The following is a 14,444-nucleotide window of genomic DNA, read 5'->3' on the forward strand; positions in this document are numbered from 1 at the left end:
CCAGGCCGGTCAGGGCGAGGGCGGCGGCCAGGGCCGCGCCGAAGGTACGAACCATCGGGTTCTCCTGGGTACTGCGGGCGTCGGGGTGGGCCGGCGCCGGACGGGACAGGTCACGTCACCGCCGCGCGATCTCCCCGGCGCGGCCCCGCGCCACGGCGCGACCAGCGGGACGGCCCGGGGGAGAGGACTGCCCGGCACCGGGTGACGGACCACCCCGTGCGTCTCTCTCCGGCGGGGGTCGAGCGGCTCGCACCGGCTCCCGGGCGCGAACGGGACCAGTCTGACATTCGACAGGCGTCGATTCAACGGCGTCCCGTGGCAGGGGCGGATCCGGCTGGCTAACCTTGGCGGTCGTGCCAGAGGGACACACCATCCACCGCTTCGCCGCCCGGCACGCCGAGCTGTTCGCCGGCGACAAGGTGCAGGCCGACAGCCCGCAGGGTCGCTTCGCCGAGGGCGCGGCCCGGATCAGCGGCACCGTCCTCGACGGCACCGAGGCGTACGGCAAGCACCTGCTGCACCACTACGCCGGTGAGCTGACGCTGCACGTGCACCTCGGGCTGTACGGCAGGTTCGCCGACGGGTCGGGGGAGTCACCGCCGCCGGTCGGGCAGGTGCGGCTGCGCCTGCGCAGCGACCGGCACTGGCTGGAACTGCGCGGGCCCACCGCCTGCGAGCTGCTCACCCCGCCCGAGGTGGCGGCGCTGCGCGACCGGCTCGGCCCCGACCCGCTGCGCGCCGACGCCGACCCGGACCGGGCGTACGCGCGGATCCGGCGCAGCCCCACCCCGCTGGCCGCGCTGCTGCTGGACCAGTCCGTGGTGGCCGGCACCGGCCTGATCTTCGTCACCGAGGCGTTGTTCCGCGCCGGCCTGTCCCCGCTGCGGCCCGGCCGCGACCTGACGCCCGGTGGATGGGCGGACCTCTGGGCGGACCTGGTGGTCCTGATGACCCGCGCGGTCGAGCGGGGCCGGATCGACACCGTGCGCGACGCGCACCTGCCGGAGGCGACGGGCCGGGCGCCCCGGGTCGACCGGCACGGCGGCGAGGTCTACGTCTACCGCCGTCCCGGCTCGCCCTGCCACGTCTGCGGTACCGAGGTGCGCCGGGGCACGCTCGCCGGTCGCAACCTCTACTGGTGCCCCACCTGCCAGGCGGGTTGAGTCACCCCTCGTCCAGCAGCCAGCGGACCGTCTCGACCTGGCCGGGGAAGACCTGGTCGCCGCCGATGCTCCAGGCCAACGTCTGGCCGACCGCCCAGCCGCGCACCCGCTCCCGGTCCAGGCCCAGCTCGGCGCTGAGCCGGTCGAGCCGGTGCCGGACCGCCGCCGGGGAGTGCCCCAGCTCGGCGCCGCGCACCAGCGGCACCACCGCGAACTCCCGCTCGCCGACCAGCGGCTTCGGGTCGATGACCAGCCAGGGCTCGCGGCCGGCGGCCAGCACGTTGCCGGCGTGCAGGTCCTGGTTGACCAGCACCTGCTCACCCTGGTCCGGGGCCAGTTCGGCGAGCAGCCCGAGCGCGGCGTCGAGCAGTCGCCGCTCGTACGGGCGGTTGGTCCGCCGCCAGTTCCCCGGCATCCGCTCCGCCCAGCCGGCCGCCTCCTCGGCGAGCGACGTGAACGGCGGCCCGGCCGGCACCCCGAGCCGGGGGAGCAGCTCGACCGCGACGTCGAGCGCGGCGTCCGGCGGCAGCGCGTGCAGCGGCGTGCCGGGGTCGCACCGCTCGACCAGCAGCGCCCGGTGCCCGGCGTCGTGGGCGAGCAGCCGGATCGCGCCGTGCCCGGCCCAGTGCGCCAACGCGGTGGCCTCGTGGACGCTGTCGTCGTCCGGGTACTGGAGCTTGAGCACCGCCCGCGTCCCGTCCGGCAGCTCGGCCGGCAGGGCCAGCGACGCGAACGCGTACGCGAACGGCGGGCCGAGCGTCAGCTCCCACTCCGCCACGCAGTCCGCCAGCCGGCCCGGCAGCTCCGCCAGCCAGGCCCGGCCGACCTCGGTCCGCTCGACCCAGCGCAGTCCCTCCGGGATCTCCCACCGCATCCGGCCATCCTGGTCGGGCCCGACCTGACGGACAACCCGAGCGGTCAGCGGACCGTCCGGCTACCGATCCAGGATCGCCGCGAGCCTGTCCCACGCCTGGGTGATCTGCTCGGGACTGAGGTCGAGCACTCTGCGCTGGTAGCTGTACACCTCCGGGGCCAGCGGTGCGAGCAGGACGTCGACCAGCGCGTCCGGTGCCGGGGTGCCGGCGGCGGTGAGGAGGGTACGGACGTGGGCGCGCCAGAAACCGTACGCGCCGGTCTCGAAGCGCGAGCGGCCCACCTCGGAGCCGAGCACCAGGTGGGAGTGTTCTTCCAGCAGGCGGCCCATGGCGGAGTAGAAGGCGGACAGCCGATGGGCCGGTGGCGCTCCGGGGCCGAGCGGCGGCTCGCCGCGCAGCAGGCGTTCTTGCAGGTCCCGCTCGTGTTCGTCGAGGAGCGCGACGGCGATCGACGCTCGGTCGGGGTACAGGACCTGGTCGACAGGGCCCGGCGCACCAACGAGAAGCGCGGCCACCGGGTCAGGCTCGTCCCGACGTGGTCGTCGTCGTTCGGCCCGGAGATGGCCGGCGACGTGCTGCTGCCTGATGCGGGTGCCCGGATCGCGCCGACCACCTTCGACGAGTGGCTCGCCGAGCAGCGGTAGTCCTGCGCCGGCGTCAGCGGAGCGGCCCGCCGGGCCGTTCCACCTGGCCGGCACGTAGCCGCAGGTGAGCGCCGGCGAACCGGGCACGCGTGCGGCGGTCGTGCGTCACGACGACCACCGCGCCCGGGTAGTCGACGAGCGTCTGCTCCAACTCCTCGACCAGGGCCGGGCTGAGATGGTTCGTCGGTTCGTCCAGCAACAGCAGGTCGACCGGCCTGCTGACCAGGCGGGCCAGTTCCAGCCGGCGGAGCTGTCCGTAGGACAGCTCCCGCACCCGCAACCCCAGGTCGGTCGACCGGAACAGGCCCAGCGACAGCAACTCGTCCGGGTCACCGGCCCGACCGTCCGCGAACGCCTCCCACACCGTCAGGTCCGGCGGCCACGGCGTCATCTCCTGCCGCAGGTGACCGATCCGGCCCCGGGTGCGTACCGTGCCGTGGTCCGGTCGCAGTTCCCCGGCCAGGAGCCGGAGGAGGGTGGACTTGCCCGCGCCGTTGGGTCCGGTGACCAGCAGCCGGTCGGCGCCGCCGATCCGCAGTGACGGTACGTACAGCCGGCCGGTGACGCGCACCTCGGTGAGCTCGGCGGCCGTCTCCGGGGGCTCGTGGCCGACGCCGGTGATGTCGGCCGCGAACACGAGCGGGTCGGGTGGCGGCGCGACCGGGTCACCGGTGAGACGCGCGACGCGCTCCTTGGCGTTGCGGATGCGTCCCATCGCACCGTGGTCACGACCCCGGGCCCGGAAGGCGCCGTGCCCGAACTTGGCCATCGGCGTCCGCCGCGGGATCGCGGCGAGCCGGAACGCGTTGGTGGCCGCCAGCCTCCGGTTGCGGACCAGTTCGTCGCGCCAGGCTTCGTACTCCTGCAACCGACGTCGGCGTTCGGCGGCCTTGGTGGCCAGGTACCCGTCGTAACCGTCGCCGTGGCGGGTCACGGTGCCCTCACCGACCTCCAGGATCGTGTCGGCGACCCGGCTGAGGAACTCCCGGTCGTGGGTGACCGCGAGCACCGTGCCGCGGTGCTGCCGCAGGTGCTCCTCCAGCCACCCCACGGCCTGGTCGTCCAGGTCGTTGGTCGGCTCGTCGAGCAGCAGCAGTTCCGGCTGGGAAGCCAGCGTGGCGGCCAGCGCCAGGCGGGAACGCTCCCCGCCGGACAGCGTGCCGAGCGCCCGCGTACGGTCCAGATCCGGCAGGCCGAGCCGGTGCATCGCCTTGTCGACCCGGGTGTCCGCGCCGTAGCCGCCGCGTGCCTCGTAGCGGAAGAGCAGCCCGGCGTAGCGCTCCAGGCCGGCGGTGAGCGCGGTCCCCGACAGGCGGCCCAGTCCCGCCTCGGCGTGCGTGATCAGCGACTCCATCTCGCGAAGATCGGCCAGCGCGAGGTCGATCGCGTCCTGGACCGAGGCCCGGGGTGGCAGCTCCAGCGACTGGGCCAGGTAGCCGACACCGCCCGGGGCGACCACCGTGACGTCGCCGTTGTCCGGGCGGTCCACGCCGGCGATCAGGCGCAACAGGGTCGACTTGCCGGCGCCGTTGTCGCCGATGACGCCGACCTTCTCGCCGGGTCGGACGCTGAATGACACCGCGTCCAGCACGATGCGCTCGTCGTAGCGGCGGACGATGTGGTGCAGCGAAAGTTGCGACGTGTGCACAACGCTCCTGTCTCGCGTGTCGGTCCGGATGCACGCCTGGCGCGCGGGTGCCGCCCGCCAGGCGTTCTCGGTCCGGTGGTGTCCTGACGTCCGTGGCGCCGCCCCGTCGGGCCAGGCCGCCGGAGCGGCGCCGCGAACAACTCCACCGGTGGAGGTCACGCTCGCTTGCGGAAGGTCGAACGCGCCCACAGGTAACCGACGAGCGCGATGGCCACGCACCAGGCGACCGCGACGGTCGCGTCGGTGGTGTCGGGCGCGCCGTCGAGCAGCCCGCGCACGGTCTCGATGATCGGCGTGAAGGGCTGGTACTCGGCGAACTGCCGCAGGCCCGGGCCCATCTTCTCGGCCGGTACGATCGCGCTGCTGAAGAACGGGAGCATGACCAGCGGCACGGCGGCCATGCCCGCCGTCTCCGGCGACTTCGCGGACAACCCCAGCGCGACGGTGAACCAGCCCGCCGCGAACGCGAGCAGCACCGTGACGCCGCCCACCGCCAGCCAGTCGACCAGGCCGGCCTTCGGGCTGAACCCCAGCAGGAAGGCCACCCCGACGAGCGCCCCGACGGCGATCAGGTTGGTCAGCAGGCTGGCGATGACGTGGCCGGCCAGGACCGCGCCGCGAGAGACGTCCATGACCTTGAACCGGTTGATGATGCCCTTGGTCATGTCGGAGTTCACCGCCGTCGCGGTGCCGCCCAACCCGTAGCAGACGGCCAGCAGGATCAGGCCCGGTGTCGCGTAGTCGATGTAGTCGACGCCGACGTCGAAGGCGTCACCGAACATGTAGACGAACATCAGCATGATGATGATCGGCATCAGGACGGCGTTGAACACCGACGTCGGGTTCCGGCTCAGGTGCCTGACGTTGCGGCGCAGCATGACCAGCGAGTGGGAGTTGGCGCTCATTTCCCGTCCACCTCCGTCGGGTGGCCCGTCAGGGCGAGGAAGACATCGTCGAGATCGGGGGTGTGCACGGAGCACCCCTCGGCGCTGAGGGAGTGCTCGTCGAGTCGGTCCAGCAGGGCCCGCAGCGACTTCGTGCCGCCGTCGGCGGGCACCCGCAGGGCCAGCGCGTCGTCGTCGCGGGCCGCCTCGGGGAAGACCCCCGCGGCGGCGTCGAGGTCGGCGGCGGTGGCGAACCGCAGGCGTACGTGGGTTCCAGGGATGAGGCGCTTGAGCTCCTCGGGCGTGCCCTGCGCGACCAGGCGGCCGCGGTCGAGCACCGCGACACGGTCGGCCAACTGGTCGGCCTCCTCCAGGTACTGCGTGGTGAGGAAGACGGTGACACCGTCGGCGACCAGGTCACGCACGATCGACCACATGGTGCGGCGACTGCGCGGGTCCAGGCCCGTCGTCGGCTCGTCGAGGAAGATGATCTGCGGATCGCCGACCAGCGTCATGGCCAGGTCGAGCTTGCGGCGCATGCCGCCGGAGTAGGTGGAGGCCGGCTTGTCCGCCGAGGCGGCCAGCTCGAACCGGTCCAACAGGTCCGCGACGATCCGCTTGCCGTCGCCGGCGACCCTCCGGTTGAGGTCGACCATCAGCTGGAGGTTCTCCCGGCCGGTCAGCAACTCGTCGACGGCCGCGAACTGGCCGGTGACGCCGATCGCGGCGCGGACCGCACTGGCGTCGGTGGCGAGGTCGTGGCCGGCGACACGCACCGTGCCCCCGTCGGCCTCCAGCAGGGTGGTCAGCACGTTGACCGTGGTCGTCTTGCCCGCGCCGTTGGGGCCGAGCAGGGAGAACACGGTGCCGGCGCGGACCTCGAAGTCGACGCCGTCGAGGACGCACTTGTCCTTGTACGCCTTGCGCAGGCCCGAGACCGAGATCGCCGGGGCCGTCACGTGGTCACCTCGGCGGCGTCGAGGGCCGCGACGATCTTGTCGATCATGTCGGTGAGGGCGGGGCCGGGCTCGCCCCGCCGACTCCGCACGCCCGCGTCGAGGGCGACGACGACGGTGCGGCGGAAGTTGTCGGCCTCGCTCGGGTCCTGCTGAGCGAGCAGGCGCATCGCCTCGGTCAGTGCCGGCAGCACGCGGTCGGCGATCTCGGCCACCGACCTGCCGCCGAGGTCCACGCCTGTCGACTTCTCGGCGAGCACGTGTCCGACCGGGCCGGTTGCCGAGGCCAGGGCGATGGATCCGTCGGTGGCGATCCGGTGGGGTGAGCCACCGGCGGCTCCGGCGGCCGACAGCAGCGTGACGGCGCCGTACGCGGCTGTTCGGAGCGTGAGTTTGTCGTGGGCGGAAAGGTTGACGGACATGGTGACGGACTCCTGAAGGGTGACGTAGGCCGGATTCGGAGGAAGGGGTGAGCGGCGGGCCGCGATGGTGCGGGGGGTCTCTGCCTCCGGACGGGACGACGCAGTCTCGCGGGCGTACCGCACCTTTCATGACAAACCTCTCCTCGATGACGCGCGTGGGCTCCGCGCGCCGCTGTCGTGGTGGTCGGGGACGCGGGTTACGGCAGGGTGATCTCGTAGCGGATACTCCGCCCGAGAGGTCGGAAGCCCAGGTGCCGACGCAGGGCCAGCTGGGCCGGGTCGTCGTGGGCGATACGGGTCTCGAGCTCTTCGACGTCCGGGTGGGTCTCCCGTATCCGCTTGAGCAGAGCGGCGTTGACCCACAGGCCCAGTCGCCGCCCGCGATGGCCGACGTGCACGGCCGGCCCGTACTGGCGGGCGCGTCGTGGCCGCGCACCGTCGCTCCTCGCCAGGACGTAGGCGACCAGGTCGCCGTCCGCCTCCGCCGCGCTCAGCACCGCGTCGCCGGGGCGGCTCGGGCGCCGGAGCAACTGCTCGACGCTCGTCGCGCCGCACGGGTCTCCGGTCCAGTGGCGCAGGCGGTATCCCTGGTGCTCGACGTCGACCAACTCACCCAGCCAGGCGTGGTGGACGTCGCAGTAGGTGAGCAGGTCGTGCCCCCAGGATCCGGTGCGCCGGAAGCCGTGCCGGACACCGAACGACTCCCCGGCCGAGCCCGCCGCGACCTCGGCGACCAGCCGCCGGCCCGCGGCGTGCGCACCGGCGGCGGCCAGCAGTCGAGAGCCGATCCCCCGTCGGCGCCACGGCGGCTCCACGTGCAGGCTGAGTTCGAGAGTGCCCGCCGGCGGCGGCGGCCCGCACTCGAACGGCACGACCGGACGCAGGCCGGCGACCCCCGCCACCAGGCCGGGGAGGGTCACGGCGTGCCATCGCGCGACGCCGGGGTGACCCGGCTCCCTCACGATGTCGATCCGGCCTTCGCTCATGCGTCCACCTTCGGCCGGCCGCCCCTGCCGAACAACGCAGAAGATCGCACCGCCGCATTAGCCACGGGTAATCGATCGACGCCGGGCCACGGCGGCCGGTGGCCCGGGTGCGCGCGGGCGACGGGTCGCCGCCGCGGCCTAGACTTCCGTCCGAGGCGCGACGATCGGAGACAGGGCCGCCAGGTGGAACTACGTGACATCGAGATCTTCCTGACGCTGACCGAGGAACTCCACTTCGGTCGCACGGCGGAACGCCTGCACGTGTCGCAGTCGCGGGTCAGTCAGTCGATCAAGCAGCAGGAGCGCCGGATCGGCGGGGGCCTGTTCGAGCGTACGAGCCGCGCCGTCCGGCTCACTCCGCTCGGCGAGCGGCTGCGGGACCGCCTCCGCGCCGGCTACGACGAGATCATGTCCGGCATCGAGGAGGCCGCCGCCATCGCCCGCGGCCAGGCCGGCACGCTGACCGTGGGCACGATGGCCACCCACTACCTGGCGGTCGAGGCCGCCATCGACCTGTTCCGGCAGCGGCACCCGCAGTGCGAGCTGCGCCTGCGCGAGATCCTGCCCACCGACCCGTTCGGACCGCTGCGGGCCGGTGCGGTCGACATCGGGATCCTCTGGCTGCCCGTCCGCGAGCCCGACCTCACGGTCGGACCGGTCCTGCACCACGAGGCCCTGGTCCTGGCGGTCGCCGCCGACCACCCGCTGGCCGGCCGGAGCGAGGTCGAGCTGGAGGATCTCGGCGATCATCCGGTGGTCCACCCCGAGGGACCCATTCCCGACTACGTGTGGGAGGCGCACACCCCGTCCAGGACACCGTCCGGGCGGCCCGTCCGACGCGGCACGGGCGTGGTCACCCTGGAGGAGGCGTTCCGCGCGATCGCCGGCGGCACGGTCGTGTCGCCGATCGGATCGGACGTGGCATCCACCCGGCAGCGGGGCGACATCGTCTTCCTGCCCATCACGGACGGACCGGTGTTGCACTACGCGCCGGTGTGGCGCAACGGCGGGGAGACCGCCCTGGTCCGCGCCTTCGTCCGGGCCGCCACGGAGCCACGGCGGCCGACCTAGCCGGCCCCGCGGTCAGCGACCGGTGCCGGCCAGAGCGTCGACGGCCTTGCGGGCGGCGATCAGCACCGGGTCCCAGACCGGGGCGTACGGCGGGGCGTAGCCCAGGTCGAGCGCGGTCATCTCGTCCACCGTCATGCCGTTCCAGAGCGCCACGGCCAACGCGTCGATCCGTTTGGCCGCCTCGGAGCGGCCGACGATCTGCGCTCCGAGCAGCCGCCCGCTGGGCCGTTCGGCGATCAGCTTCACGGTCATCTGCTGGGCGCCCGGGTAGTAGCCGGCCCGGTTGGTCGACTCGGCCAGCACGGTGACGAACTCGAAGCCGGCATCGGCGGCGTCCCGCTCGCGCAGCCCGGTGCGGCCGACCTCCAGCTCGCACACCTTGGTCACGGCGGTGCCGATCACGCCGGGGAAGGTGGCGTACCCGCCACCGATGTTGATCCCGATCACCCGGCCCTGCTTGTTGGCGTGCGTGCCGAGCGGCACGTGCACCGGCATGCCGCTGACCCGGTGCAGGCTCTCCACGCAGTCGCCGGCCGCCCACACGCCTGGTACGCCGGGCACCCGCATCCGGCGGTCCACCCGGATCCCGCCGGACGGGCCGATCGGCAGGCCGGCCGCCTCGGCGAGCGCGGTGTTCGGGCGTACGCCCAGACCCAGCACCACGACGTCGGCCGGGATCGGCCCCTCGGTGGTGACCACCGCGGCGATCCGCCCGTCCCGCTCCTTGAGGCCGGTGACCTCCATCCCGGTGCGGATGCCGATGCCGGTGCCCCGCATCGCCTCGGCCACCAGCTCGCCCATGTCCGGGTCGACCGTGGACATCGGCTGCGCGGCCTGCTCGACCAGCTGCACCGAGAGCCCGCGCTGCACCAGCGCCTCGGCCATCTCCACCCCGACGTAGCCGCCGCCGACCACCACCGCGTGCCGGGGCCGGGGTTCGCGTTCGAGCCAGTCGAGCAGCGCGGCGCCGTCGTCGAGCGTCTGCACGCCGAACACCCCGGCCACGTCGTCGCGTGCCCACTCCGGCTGCACCGGGCGGGCGCCGGTGGCGTAGACCAGGGTGTCGAAGCCGACGCGGACCTCACGGTCGCCGTCGAGGTCGCGCGCGACCACCTCGCGGCGGTCGAGGTCGATCGCGGTGACCTCGTGCCGCATCCGGACGTCGATGTCGAAGTCGTCGCGGAAGGCGTCCGGGGTGCGGGCCACCAGTTGGTCGCGTTCCGGCACCAGGCCGCTGATCCAGTAGGGGATGCCGCAGGCCGAGTAGGACGTGAAGTGGCCCCGCTCGAACGCGACGATCTCCAGGTCCGCCCGGTCGCGGCGGCGTCGCGCCTGGGACGCCGCCGACATGCCGGCGGCGTCCCCGCCGACGACGATCATCCGCTCCGCCACGCCGCTCATCCTGTCACGCCGGGCCCCGGCCGGGCGGCCGCTCAGCCACGGGTCTGCCGGGCCACGTCCGTGACCACGTCGACCAACCGGCCGGTACGCGCGAACACCGCCCGCTGCCGGGCCGCGCCGCTGCCGTGCCGGCGCAGGCCGCCCAGCAGCTCGGTCACCCGGTCGAGGTCGCCGTGCCGTGCCAGTTCCGGGCGGAGCCGGTCGACCAGCCGGTCCAGCAGCTCCCAGGCCGGGCGCAGCTCGCCGTCGGTGAGGTCGACGCCGTCGCCCTCCAGCCCGTCGTGGGCGGCCCGCCAGTGCGCCGCGACCAGCAGGTGGTGGTCGGTGTTGACGGCGGGTCGACCGGCCGCGATGTCGGTCAGCGCGGTCGCCACGAGTGCGCGGACCAGCGCCGCGACCAGCACCGCGTCGTCCACCGAGGGACAGACGTCGCCGATGCGGATCTCCACGGTCGGGTACTTCGCGGAGAGCCGGGCGTACCAGTAGAGCATCCCCTCGTCCAGCATCACGCCGCTGGCGATGAGCTGGCGGATCAGGCGCTCGTAGTGCTCGTGCGACTCCAGGAAGGGGGTGGGCGCCACCGACGGCCAGCGTTCCCACTCGACCGAGCGCCAGCTCGCGTAGCCGGTGTCCTCACCCCGGGAGAACGGGGAGTTGGCGGTGACCGCGTGCAGGATGGGCAGCCAGGGGCGGACGTGGTTGAGCACGTGCACGCCGGTGTCCGGGTCCGGGATGCCGACGTGCACGTGCATGCCGTTGTTACCGGGGCCGGGCACCAGCAGCCGGAACCGCTCGATCATCCGGTCGAAGCGGGGCTTGTCCACCACCGGGGGCACCGGGCCGTCGACCGGGCCGGTGCCGATGGCCAGCAACCGTACGCCGGCCCGCTCGGCGGCGTCGGCCAGCTCGGTGCGGAGCATCGCCAGCGAGTGCCGGATCGACGACAGCTCCAGCCCGGGTGGGCTGCCGATCTCGATCTGGCTGGTCTGGAACTCGCGCTCCACCTGACCTCGCAGCTCGGCCGGCACCTGCTCCATCACCAGGTCGACGGCGGGTACGGCGGCGCCGGTGTGCGGGTCGGCGAGCAGGAACTCCTCCTCCACACCGACCGTCAGCAGTTCCGTTCCGCCCGGTGCGGCGTTCCGTTCCCGCTCCGCCACTGAGCCGCTCATCGTCACCACCGCTTCCTCCCGACCGGCCACGGCACCGTGCCGCGTGGTCGAGGCCCTGTTACCCACCGTGTCGTCGCCCGGAAACGCCCGGGCGGCGTGTCGGGCCGGCTCTGGTGGAGGAACCCGCACCAGTTCGGGGAGGTGGGGGGATCAGGCGGGCTTCGATACCGCCACCTCGCCGTAGTGGCGGGTCCGGGCCGCGCGGGTCGGGCGGGAGGGGATTGCGCCAGCTCGGCGAGGTGGTGCGAACGGGCACTCCGGACGTGACACGGGAGGCTACGGTGGTGTTCGTGGCGGGGATGCTGGGGGTGCTGACGGGGCTCTGGGCCTATGGCCTCGCCCTGTTCGCGGACCGGCCGGTCGGGCTGCTCGCCGGTGCGGCGGTCGCCGCCGCGCTGTTGCTGGCCACCCTGCTCGCGCTGCGGGCCCGCCGGCTCGGCGCGCTGCCCGCCACGGCCGCCGCGCTGGCCGCGGTGGTGCTCGCCGGGGTCGGCCTGACCGTGGACCGTTTCGACGCCGACCACCCCGTGCCGACCCACCTGATGTACGCGCTCGACGCCGGCACCGGCAAGGCGGCCTGGCTCAGCCACGAGGAGGCGCCGCAGCCCTGGACCGACGGGTACGTCGACCGGAGCATCTCGGTGGCCGACGACTTCCCCGGCCTGGGCGACGGGGAGCTGCGCGCCGGCCCGGCCGAGGCGGCCTCCCTGCCGGCGCCGAAGCTGGAGACGCTCTCCGACACCCGCAGCGGTGACCAGCGCGTGCTGCGGGTGCGGGTCACGCCGCAGCGGCCGGTACGGCTGCTGACGCTGCACGTGGACACCACCGCCGCGACCGTGCGGGCCGCCACGGTGGCCGGGCGGGAGGTGCCGGTCAAGGCACGCGAGGGCCGGTGGGGGTTCGGCGTCGTCTTCCACGCCCCGCCGCCGGAGGGCATCGAGGTGACGCTGACGCTGGCGCCCACGGGCGACGGCCCGGTGAATCTGCGGGCCATGGACGCCAGCGACGGCCTGTCCTCGCTGCCCGGCTTCCGGGCCCGGCCGGCGGACGTGGGCGTGGTCGGCTCGCACAGCTCGGAGATGCTGGCGGTGGCGCGCACGTACTCTCTCTGATGGACAAGCCGGTGGTCGTGGTGACCCACCGGGTGCCGGAGGGCTGGGAGCCCGCCAGCTCGGCCGCCAGCGGGGTGGCCGCCGGATCGTAGGGTCACGGGCGTGATCGACGCGTTCTCCACCGCCGTGGCGCGGCACCGACGTCCCGTCCTGGTGGTGGGTCTGCTGGTGGCGGCCGGCAACGCCGTGGCGATGGGGTACGCGCCCGACCTGGCACGGGCGTTGCTCCTGCCGGTCCTCGCCCTCGCCCTGACCGCCCTGATCCTGGCGATCGTCACGCTGGGAAACCGGCCCGCCGCGCTGGTGGCGCTGCCGCGACCACTGTCCTTCTCCCCACCGGTGGCAGGGTGGCGGGTCCTGCTCGCCCTGGGCCTCCTCGGACAGGCCTCCACGACCGTCGGCGCGTACCTGCGCTCCGCCGAGGCGGGCATCGACACCACCATCGACGCCGTCCTCGGCGTGCTCTGGCTCGCGCTGATCGCGCTGGTGGTCAGGGCGGCGGTGCGCGGGCACGACGTGCGGCTGGACCCGGAGGGCCTACACGTGACGGGTCTCCTCGGGTCGCGCACCGTCCCGTGGGCGGCCGGGCCGGCCGCCGAGGCGCCAGGCGACGACGGCCGGTCGTCGATACGGCTCCCGCTGACCGTCGCGAGGCCCGAGCTGGTGCGGCGGCACGGCCTGGTGGTGGGCCGCCCCAGGCTGCCCACCGACGGCGTCGACGCCCGCTTCCTCGCCGCCGTGATCAGCCACTACGTCGCCCATCCGCAGCACCGCTCCGCCATCGGCACGCCGGAGGAGTACCGGCGCCTGCACACCCACCTGCGCGGCGCCACCGGTTGAACCGGATGGCGAAGCGGGCCATCGTCATCGCATGTGGCACGCGCCCGACGCCGACTGCTGGCTCCACCCCGACGTCGAGGTCGGCAGGTCCGGAATCGCGGATGCGGGCCTGTTCGCCCGCGCTCCCCTCCCGGCCGGCACGGGTCAGCGCACCCGCGGACCGTGGATCTCCACGATCAACTCAGCCATCCGAGCATGATGGCCGGCTGCGCGGACGCGGTCCAGAGATACCCGGTCGCCGGGCGCACACCCGCTCGCTACGCTGCGCCGCATGCGGCTGGAGACGATCACCCCGGACAACTACGAGGCGGCCCTCGGCCTGTCGGTGCGCCCCGACCAGGAGGATCTGGTGGCGCCGGTGGTCAAGTCGCTGGCCGAGGCGTACGTCTTCCCGGAGCACGCCTGGCCGAGGGTGATCTACGACGGGGACCGGCTCGTCGGTTTCCTCATGGCGTTCTTCGACATCGCCTGGAACGACCGCCCGGACGACGTCCGGGCCGGACTGTGGCGGCTGAACATCGCGGCCGACGCGCAGGGCCACGGCTACGGCCGGTTCGCCGTCGACGCGGTGTGCGCGGAGATCCGGGCCCGGGGCGGCGACCGGGCGTACGTCACCTGGGAGCCCCGCCCCGGCGGACCGGAGCCGTTCTACCTGAAGCTGGGTTTCCGGCCGACCGGCGAGCGCAGTGGCGGCCAGACGGTCGCCGCCCGGGACCTCTGAGCCGGCCGTGGGAATCCTCTGCGACTACTTCTCGGCGCCGGACGACGAGGCTGCCGCCGCGGTCGCCGACGTCCCGGGCGGCCCGGGCTCCGCGCCCGATCCCGGTCTCGAGGTGGTCGAGCTGAAGGGGATCCAGCCGACTGTGCAACTCGGCACGCTGGAGGCGCTCCTGACCGGCCGCGATTACGACGCGGTGACGGAGAACACCACTTCGGGGAGATGGCCGTATCCGAGCCGTCGGGATGCCGCCATTTCGGCGTAGTGGAGTTGATCAAGCGCCGGGCAGGTCACTTCCAGCGGAAGTGGACGAAGAGGCGGCCGAAGTTCTTCGAGTCCTTCTCGACCCGGTGGTAGAGCTGCTTGACGTCCTTCTGGTCGAGGAAGCGCAGCACCTTCTTCTTGAGCGCGCCGGAGCCCTTGCCCGGGATGATCTCCACGAGCGTGGCCTTCTTCGCCACGGCCTCGTCCATGATCCCGCGCAGCGCGCGGTCGATGTCGTGGCCCTTGTTGTAGATGTCGTGGAGATCGAGCTTCAGCTTCACCAGTCCA

At 73.5% G+C, this 14,444-nt stretch carries 15 protein-coding genes and 2 pseudogenes; 7 read left to right on the forward strand and 10 right to left on the reverse strand.

Translation table 11 applies throughout. The features are described 5' to 3' along the window. Positions 1-353 precede the first annotated feature (353 nt). Positions 354-1,163 carry an Fpg/Nei family DNA glycosylase gene (locus HUW36_RS03680; protein ID WP_174526794.1) on the forward strand — a complete coding sequence of 270 codons (810 nt, stop codon included), beginning with the start codon at positions 354-356 and terminating at the stop codon, positions 1,161-1,163. A gap of 1 nt (position 1,164) precedes the next feature. On the opposite strand, the gene HUW36_RS03685 is transcribed toward HUW36_RS03680, so the two are convergent. Together HUW36_RS03685 and HUW36_RS03690 are read right to left on the reverse strand one after the other, a co-directional pair. After that, positions 1,165-2,037: an aminoglycoside phosphotransferase family protein gene (locus HUW36_RS03685; RefSeq protein ID WP_174526795.1), complete on the reverse strand. Its 873-nt coding sequence runs from the start codon at positions 2,035-2,037 to the stop codon at positions 1,165-1,167. Positions 2,038-2,097: 60 nt separating this feature from the next. Continuing rightward, positions 2,098-2,367 carry a hypothetical protein gene (locus HUW36_RS03690; RefSeq protein WP_217428762.1) on the reverse strand — a complete coding sequence of 90 codons (270 nt, stop codon included), beginning with the start codon at positions 2,365-2,367 and terminating at the stop codon, positions 2,098-2,100. Positions 2,368-2,505: 138 nt separating this feature from the next. Here HUW36_RS03690 and HUW36_RS34950 point away from each other — a divergent pair. Then, positions 2,506-2,682, forward strand: a pseudogene (locus HUW36_RS34950) (NmrA family transcriptional regulator); the annotation flags it as partial. Between the two features lie 13 nt (positions 2,683-2,695). Here HUW36_RS34950 and HUW36_RS03700 read toward each other — a convergent pair. From HUW36_RS03700 to HUW36_RS03720, 5 genes are all read right to left on the reverse strand, one after another. Further along, positions 2,696-4,330 (reverse strand): TlrC/CarA/OleB/SrmB family ABC-F type ribosomal protection protein, encoded by a 1,635-nt coding sequence (locus HUW36_RS03700; protein WP_174526796.1) that lies wholly within the window; start codon positions 4,328-4,330, stop codon positions 2,696-2,698. A gap of 155 nt (positions 4,331-4,485) precedes the next feature. Then, complete coding sequence (locus tag HUW36_RS03705) at positions 4,486-5,235, reverse strand: ABC transporter permease (protein ID WP_174526797.1); 750 nt, start codon at positions 5,233-5,235, stop codon at positions 4,486-4,488. After that, entirely contained in the window at positions 5,232-6,173 is a 942-nt protein-coding gene (locus HUW36_RS03710) for an ATP-binding cassette domain-containing protein (protein WP_174526798.1), read from the reverse strand. Before HUW36_RS03710 ends, HUW36_RS03705 begins: the two co-directional genes overlap by 4 nt. Continuing rightward, complete coding sequence (locus tag HUW36_RS03715; RefSeq protein WP_174526799.1) at positions 6,170-6,592, reverse strand: hypothetical protein; 423 nt, start codon at positions 6,590-6,592, stop codon at positions 6,170-6,172. Before HUW36_RS03715 ends, HUW36_RS03710 begins: the two co-directional genes overlap by 4 nt. 197 nt (positions 6,593-6,789) lie before the next feature. Further along, entirely contained in the window at positions 6,790-7,578 is a 789-nt protein-coding gene (locus tag HUW36_RS03720; RefSeq protein WP_174526800.1) for a GNAT family N-acetyltransferase, read from the reverse strand. A gap of 183 nt (positions 7,579-7,761) precedes the next feature. Between HUW36_RS03720 and HUW36_RS03725 the strand changes: the two genes are divergently transcribed. Then, positions 7,762-8,649, forward strand: a complete 888-nt coding sequence (locus tag HUW36_RS03725) for a LysR family transcriptional regulator (RefSeq protein ID WP_174526801.1) — start codon at positions 7,762-7,764, stop codon at positions 8,647-8,649. Between the two features lie 12 nt (positions 8,650-8,661). Here the strand turns inward: HUW36_RS03725 and HUW36_RS03730 are convergent, their stop codons facing one another. Both HUW36_RS03730 and HUW36_RS03735 read right to left on the reverse strand, forming a co-directional pair. Further along, a complete protein-coding gene (locus tag HUW36_RS03730) occupies positions 8,662-10,041 on the reverse strand; it encodes an FAD-dependent oxidoreductase (RefSeq protein ID WP_174526821.1) in 1,380 nt (459 codons plus the stop codon). 41 nt (positions 10,042-10,082) lie between these two features. Then, positions 10,083-11,231: a carboxylate-amine ligase gene (locus HUW36_RS03735; protein WP_174526802.1), complete on the reverse strand. Its 1,149-nt coding sequence runs from the start codon at positions 11,229-11,231 to the stop codon at positions 10,083-10,085. 401 nt (positions 11,232-11,632) lie between these two features. Between HUW36_RS03735 and HUW36_RS03740 the strand changes: the two are divergent. The 4 genes and pseudogenes from HUW36_RS03740 to HUW36_RS03755 form a co-directional block, all read left to right on the forward strand. Then, positions 11,633-12,334, forward strand: a pseudogene (locus HUW36_RS03740) (peptidase); the annotation flags it as partial. A 102-nt stretch (positions 12,335-12,436) separates the two neighbouring features. After that, the gene (locus tag HUW36_RS03745) at positions 12,437-13,174 is read left to right on the forward strand and encodes a hypothetical protein (RefSeq protein WP_174526803.1); all 738 of its coding nucleotides are present in this window, start codon (positions 12,437-12,439) and stop codon (positions 13,172-13,174) included. Positions 13,175-13,445: 271 nt separating this feature from the next. Further along, positions 13,446-13,895: a GNAT family N-acetyltransferase gene (locus tag HUW36_RS03750; protein WP_174526804.1), complete on the forward strand. Its 450-nt coding sequence runs from the start codon at positions 13,446-13,448 to the stop codon at positions 13,893-13,895. A gap of 7 nt (positions 13,896-13,902) precedes the next feature. Next, positions 13,903-14,157 carry a hypothetical protein gene (locus tag HUW36_RS03755; RefSeq protein ID WP_174526805.1) on the forward strand — a complete coding sequence of 85 codons (255 nt, stop codon included), beginning with the start codon at positions 13,903-13,905 and terminating at the stop codon, positions 14,155-14,157. Between the two features lie 25 nt (positions 14,158-14,182). On the opposite strand, the gene HUW36_RS03760 is transcribed toward HUW36_RS03755, so the two are convergent. Next, positions 14,183-14,437: a Smr/MutS family protein gene (locus HUW36_RS03760; protein ID WP_013288724.1), complete on the reverse strand. Its 255-nt coding sequence runs from the start codon at positions 14,435-14,437 to the stop codon at positions 14,183-14,185. Between the last annotated feature and the right edge of the window lie 7 nt (positions 14,438-14,444).

It is taken from the genome of Micromonospora maritima, assembly GCF_902825405.1.
Taxonomy (GTDB): Bacteria; Actinomycetota; Actinomycetes; order Mycobacteriales; family Micromonosporaceae; genus Micromonospora; species Micromonospora maritima.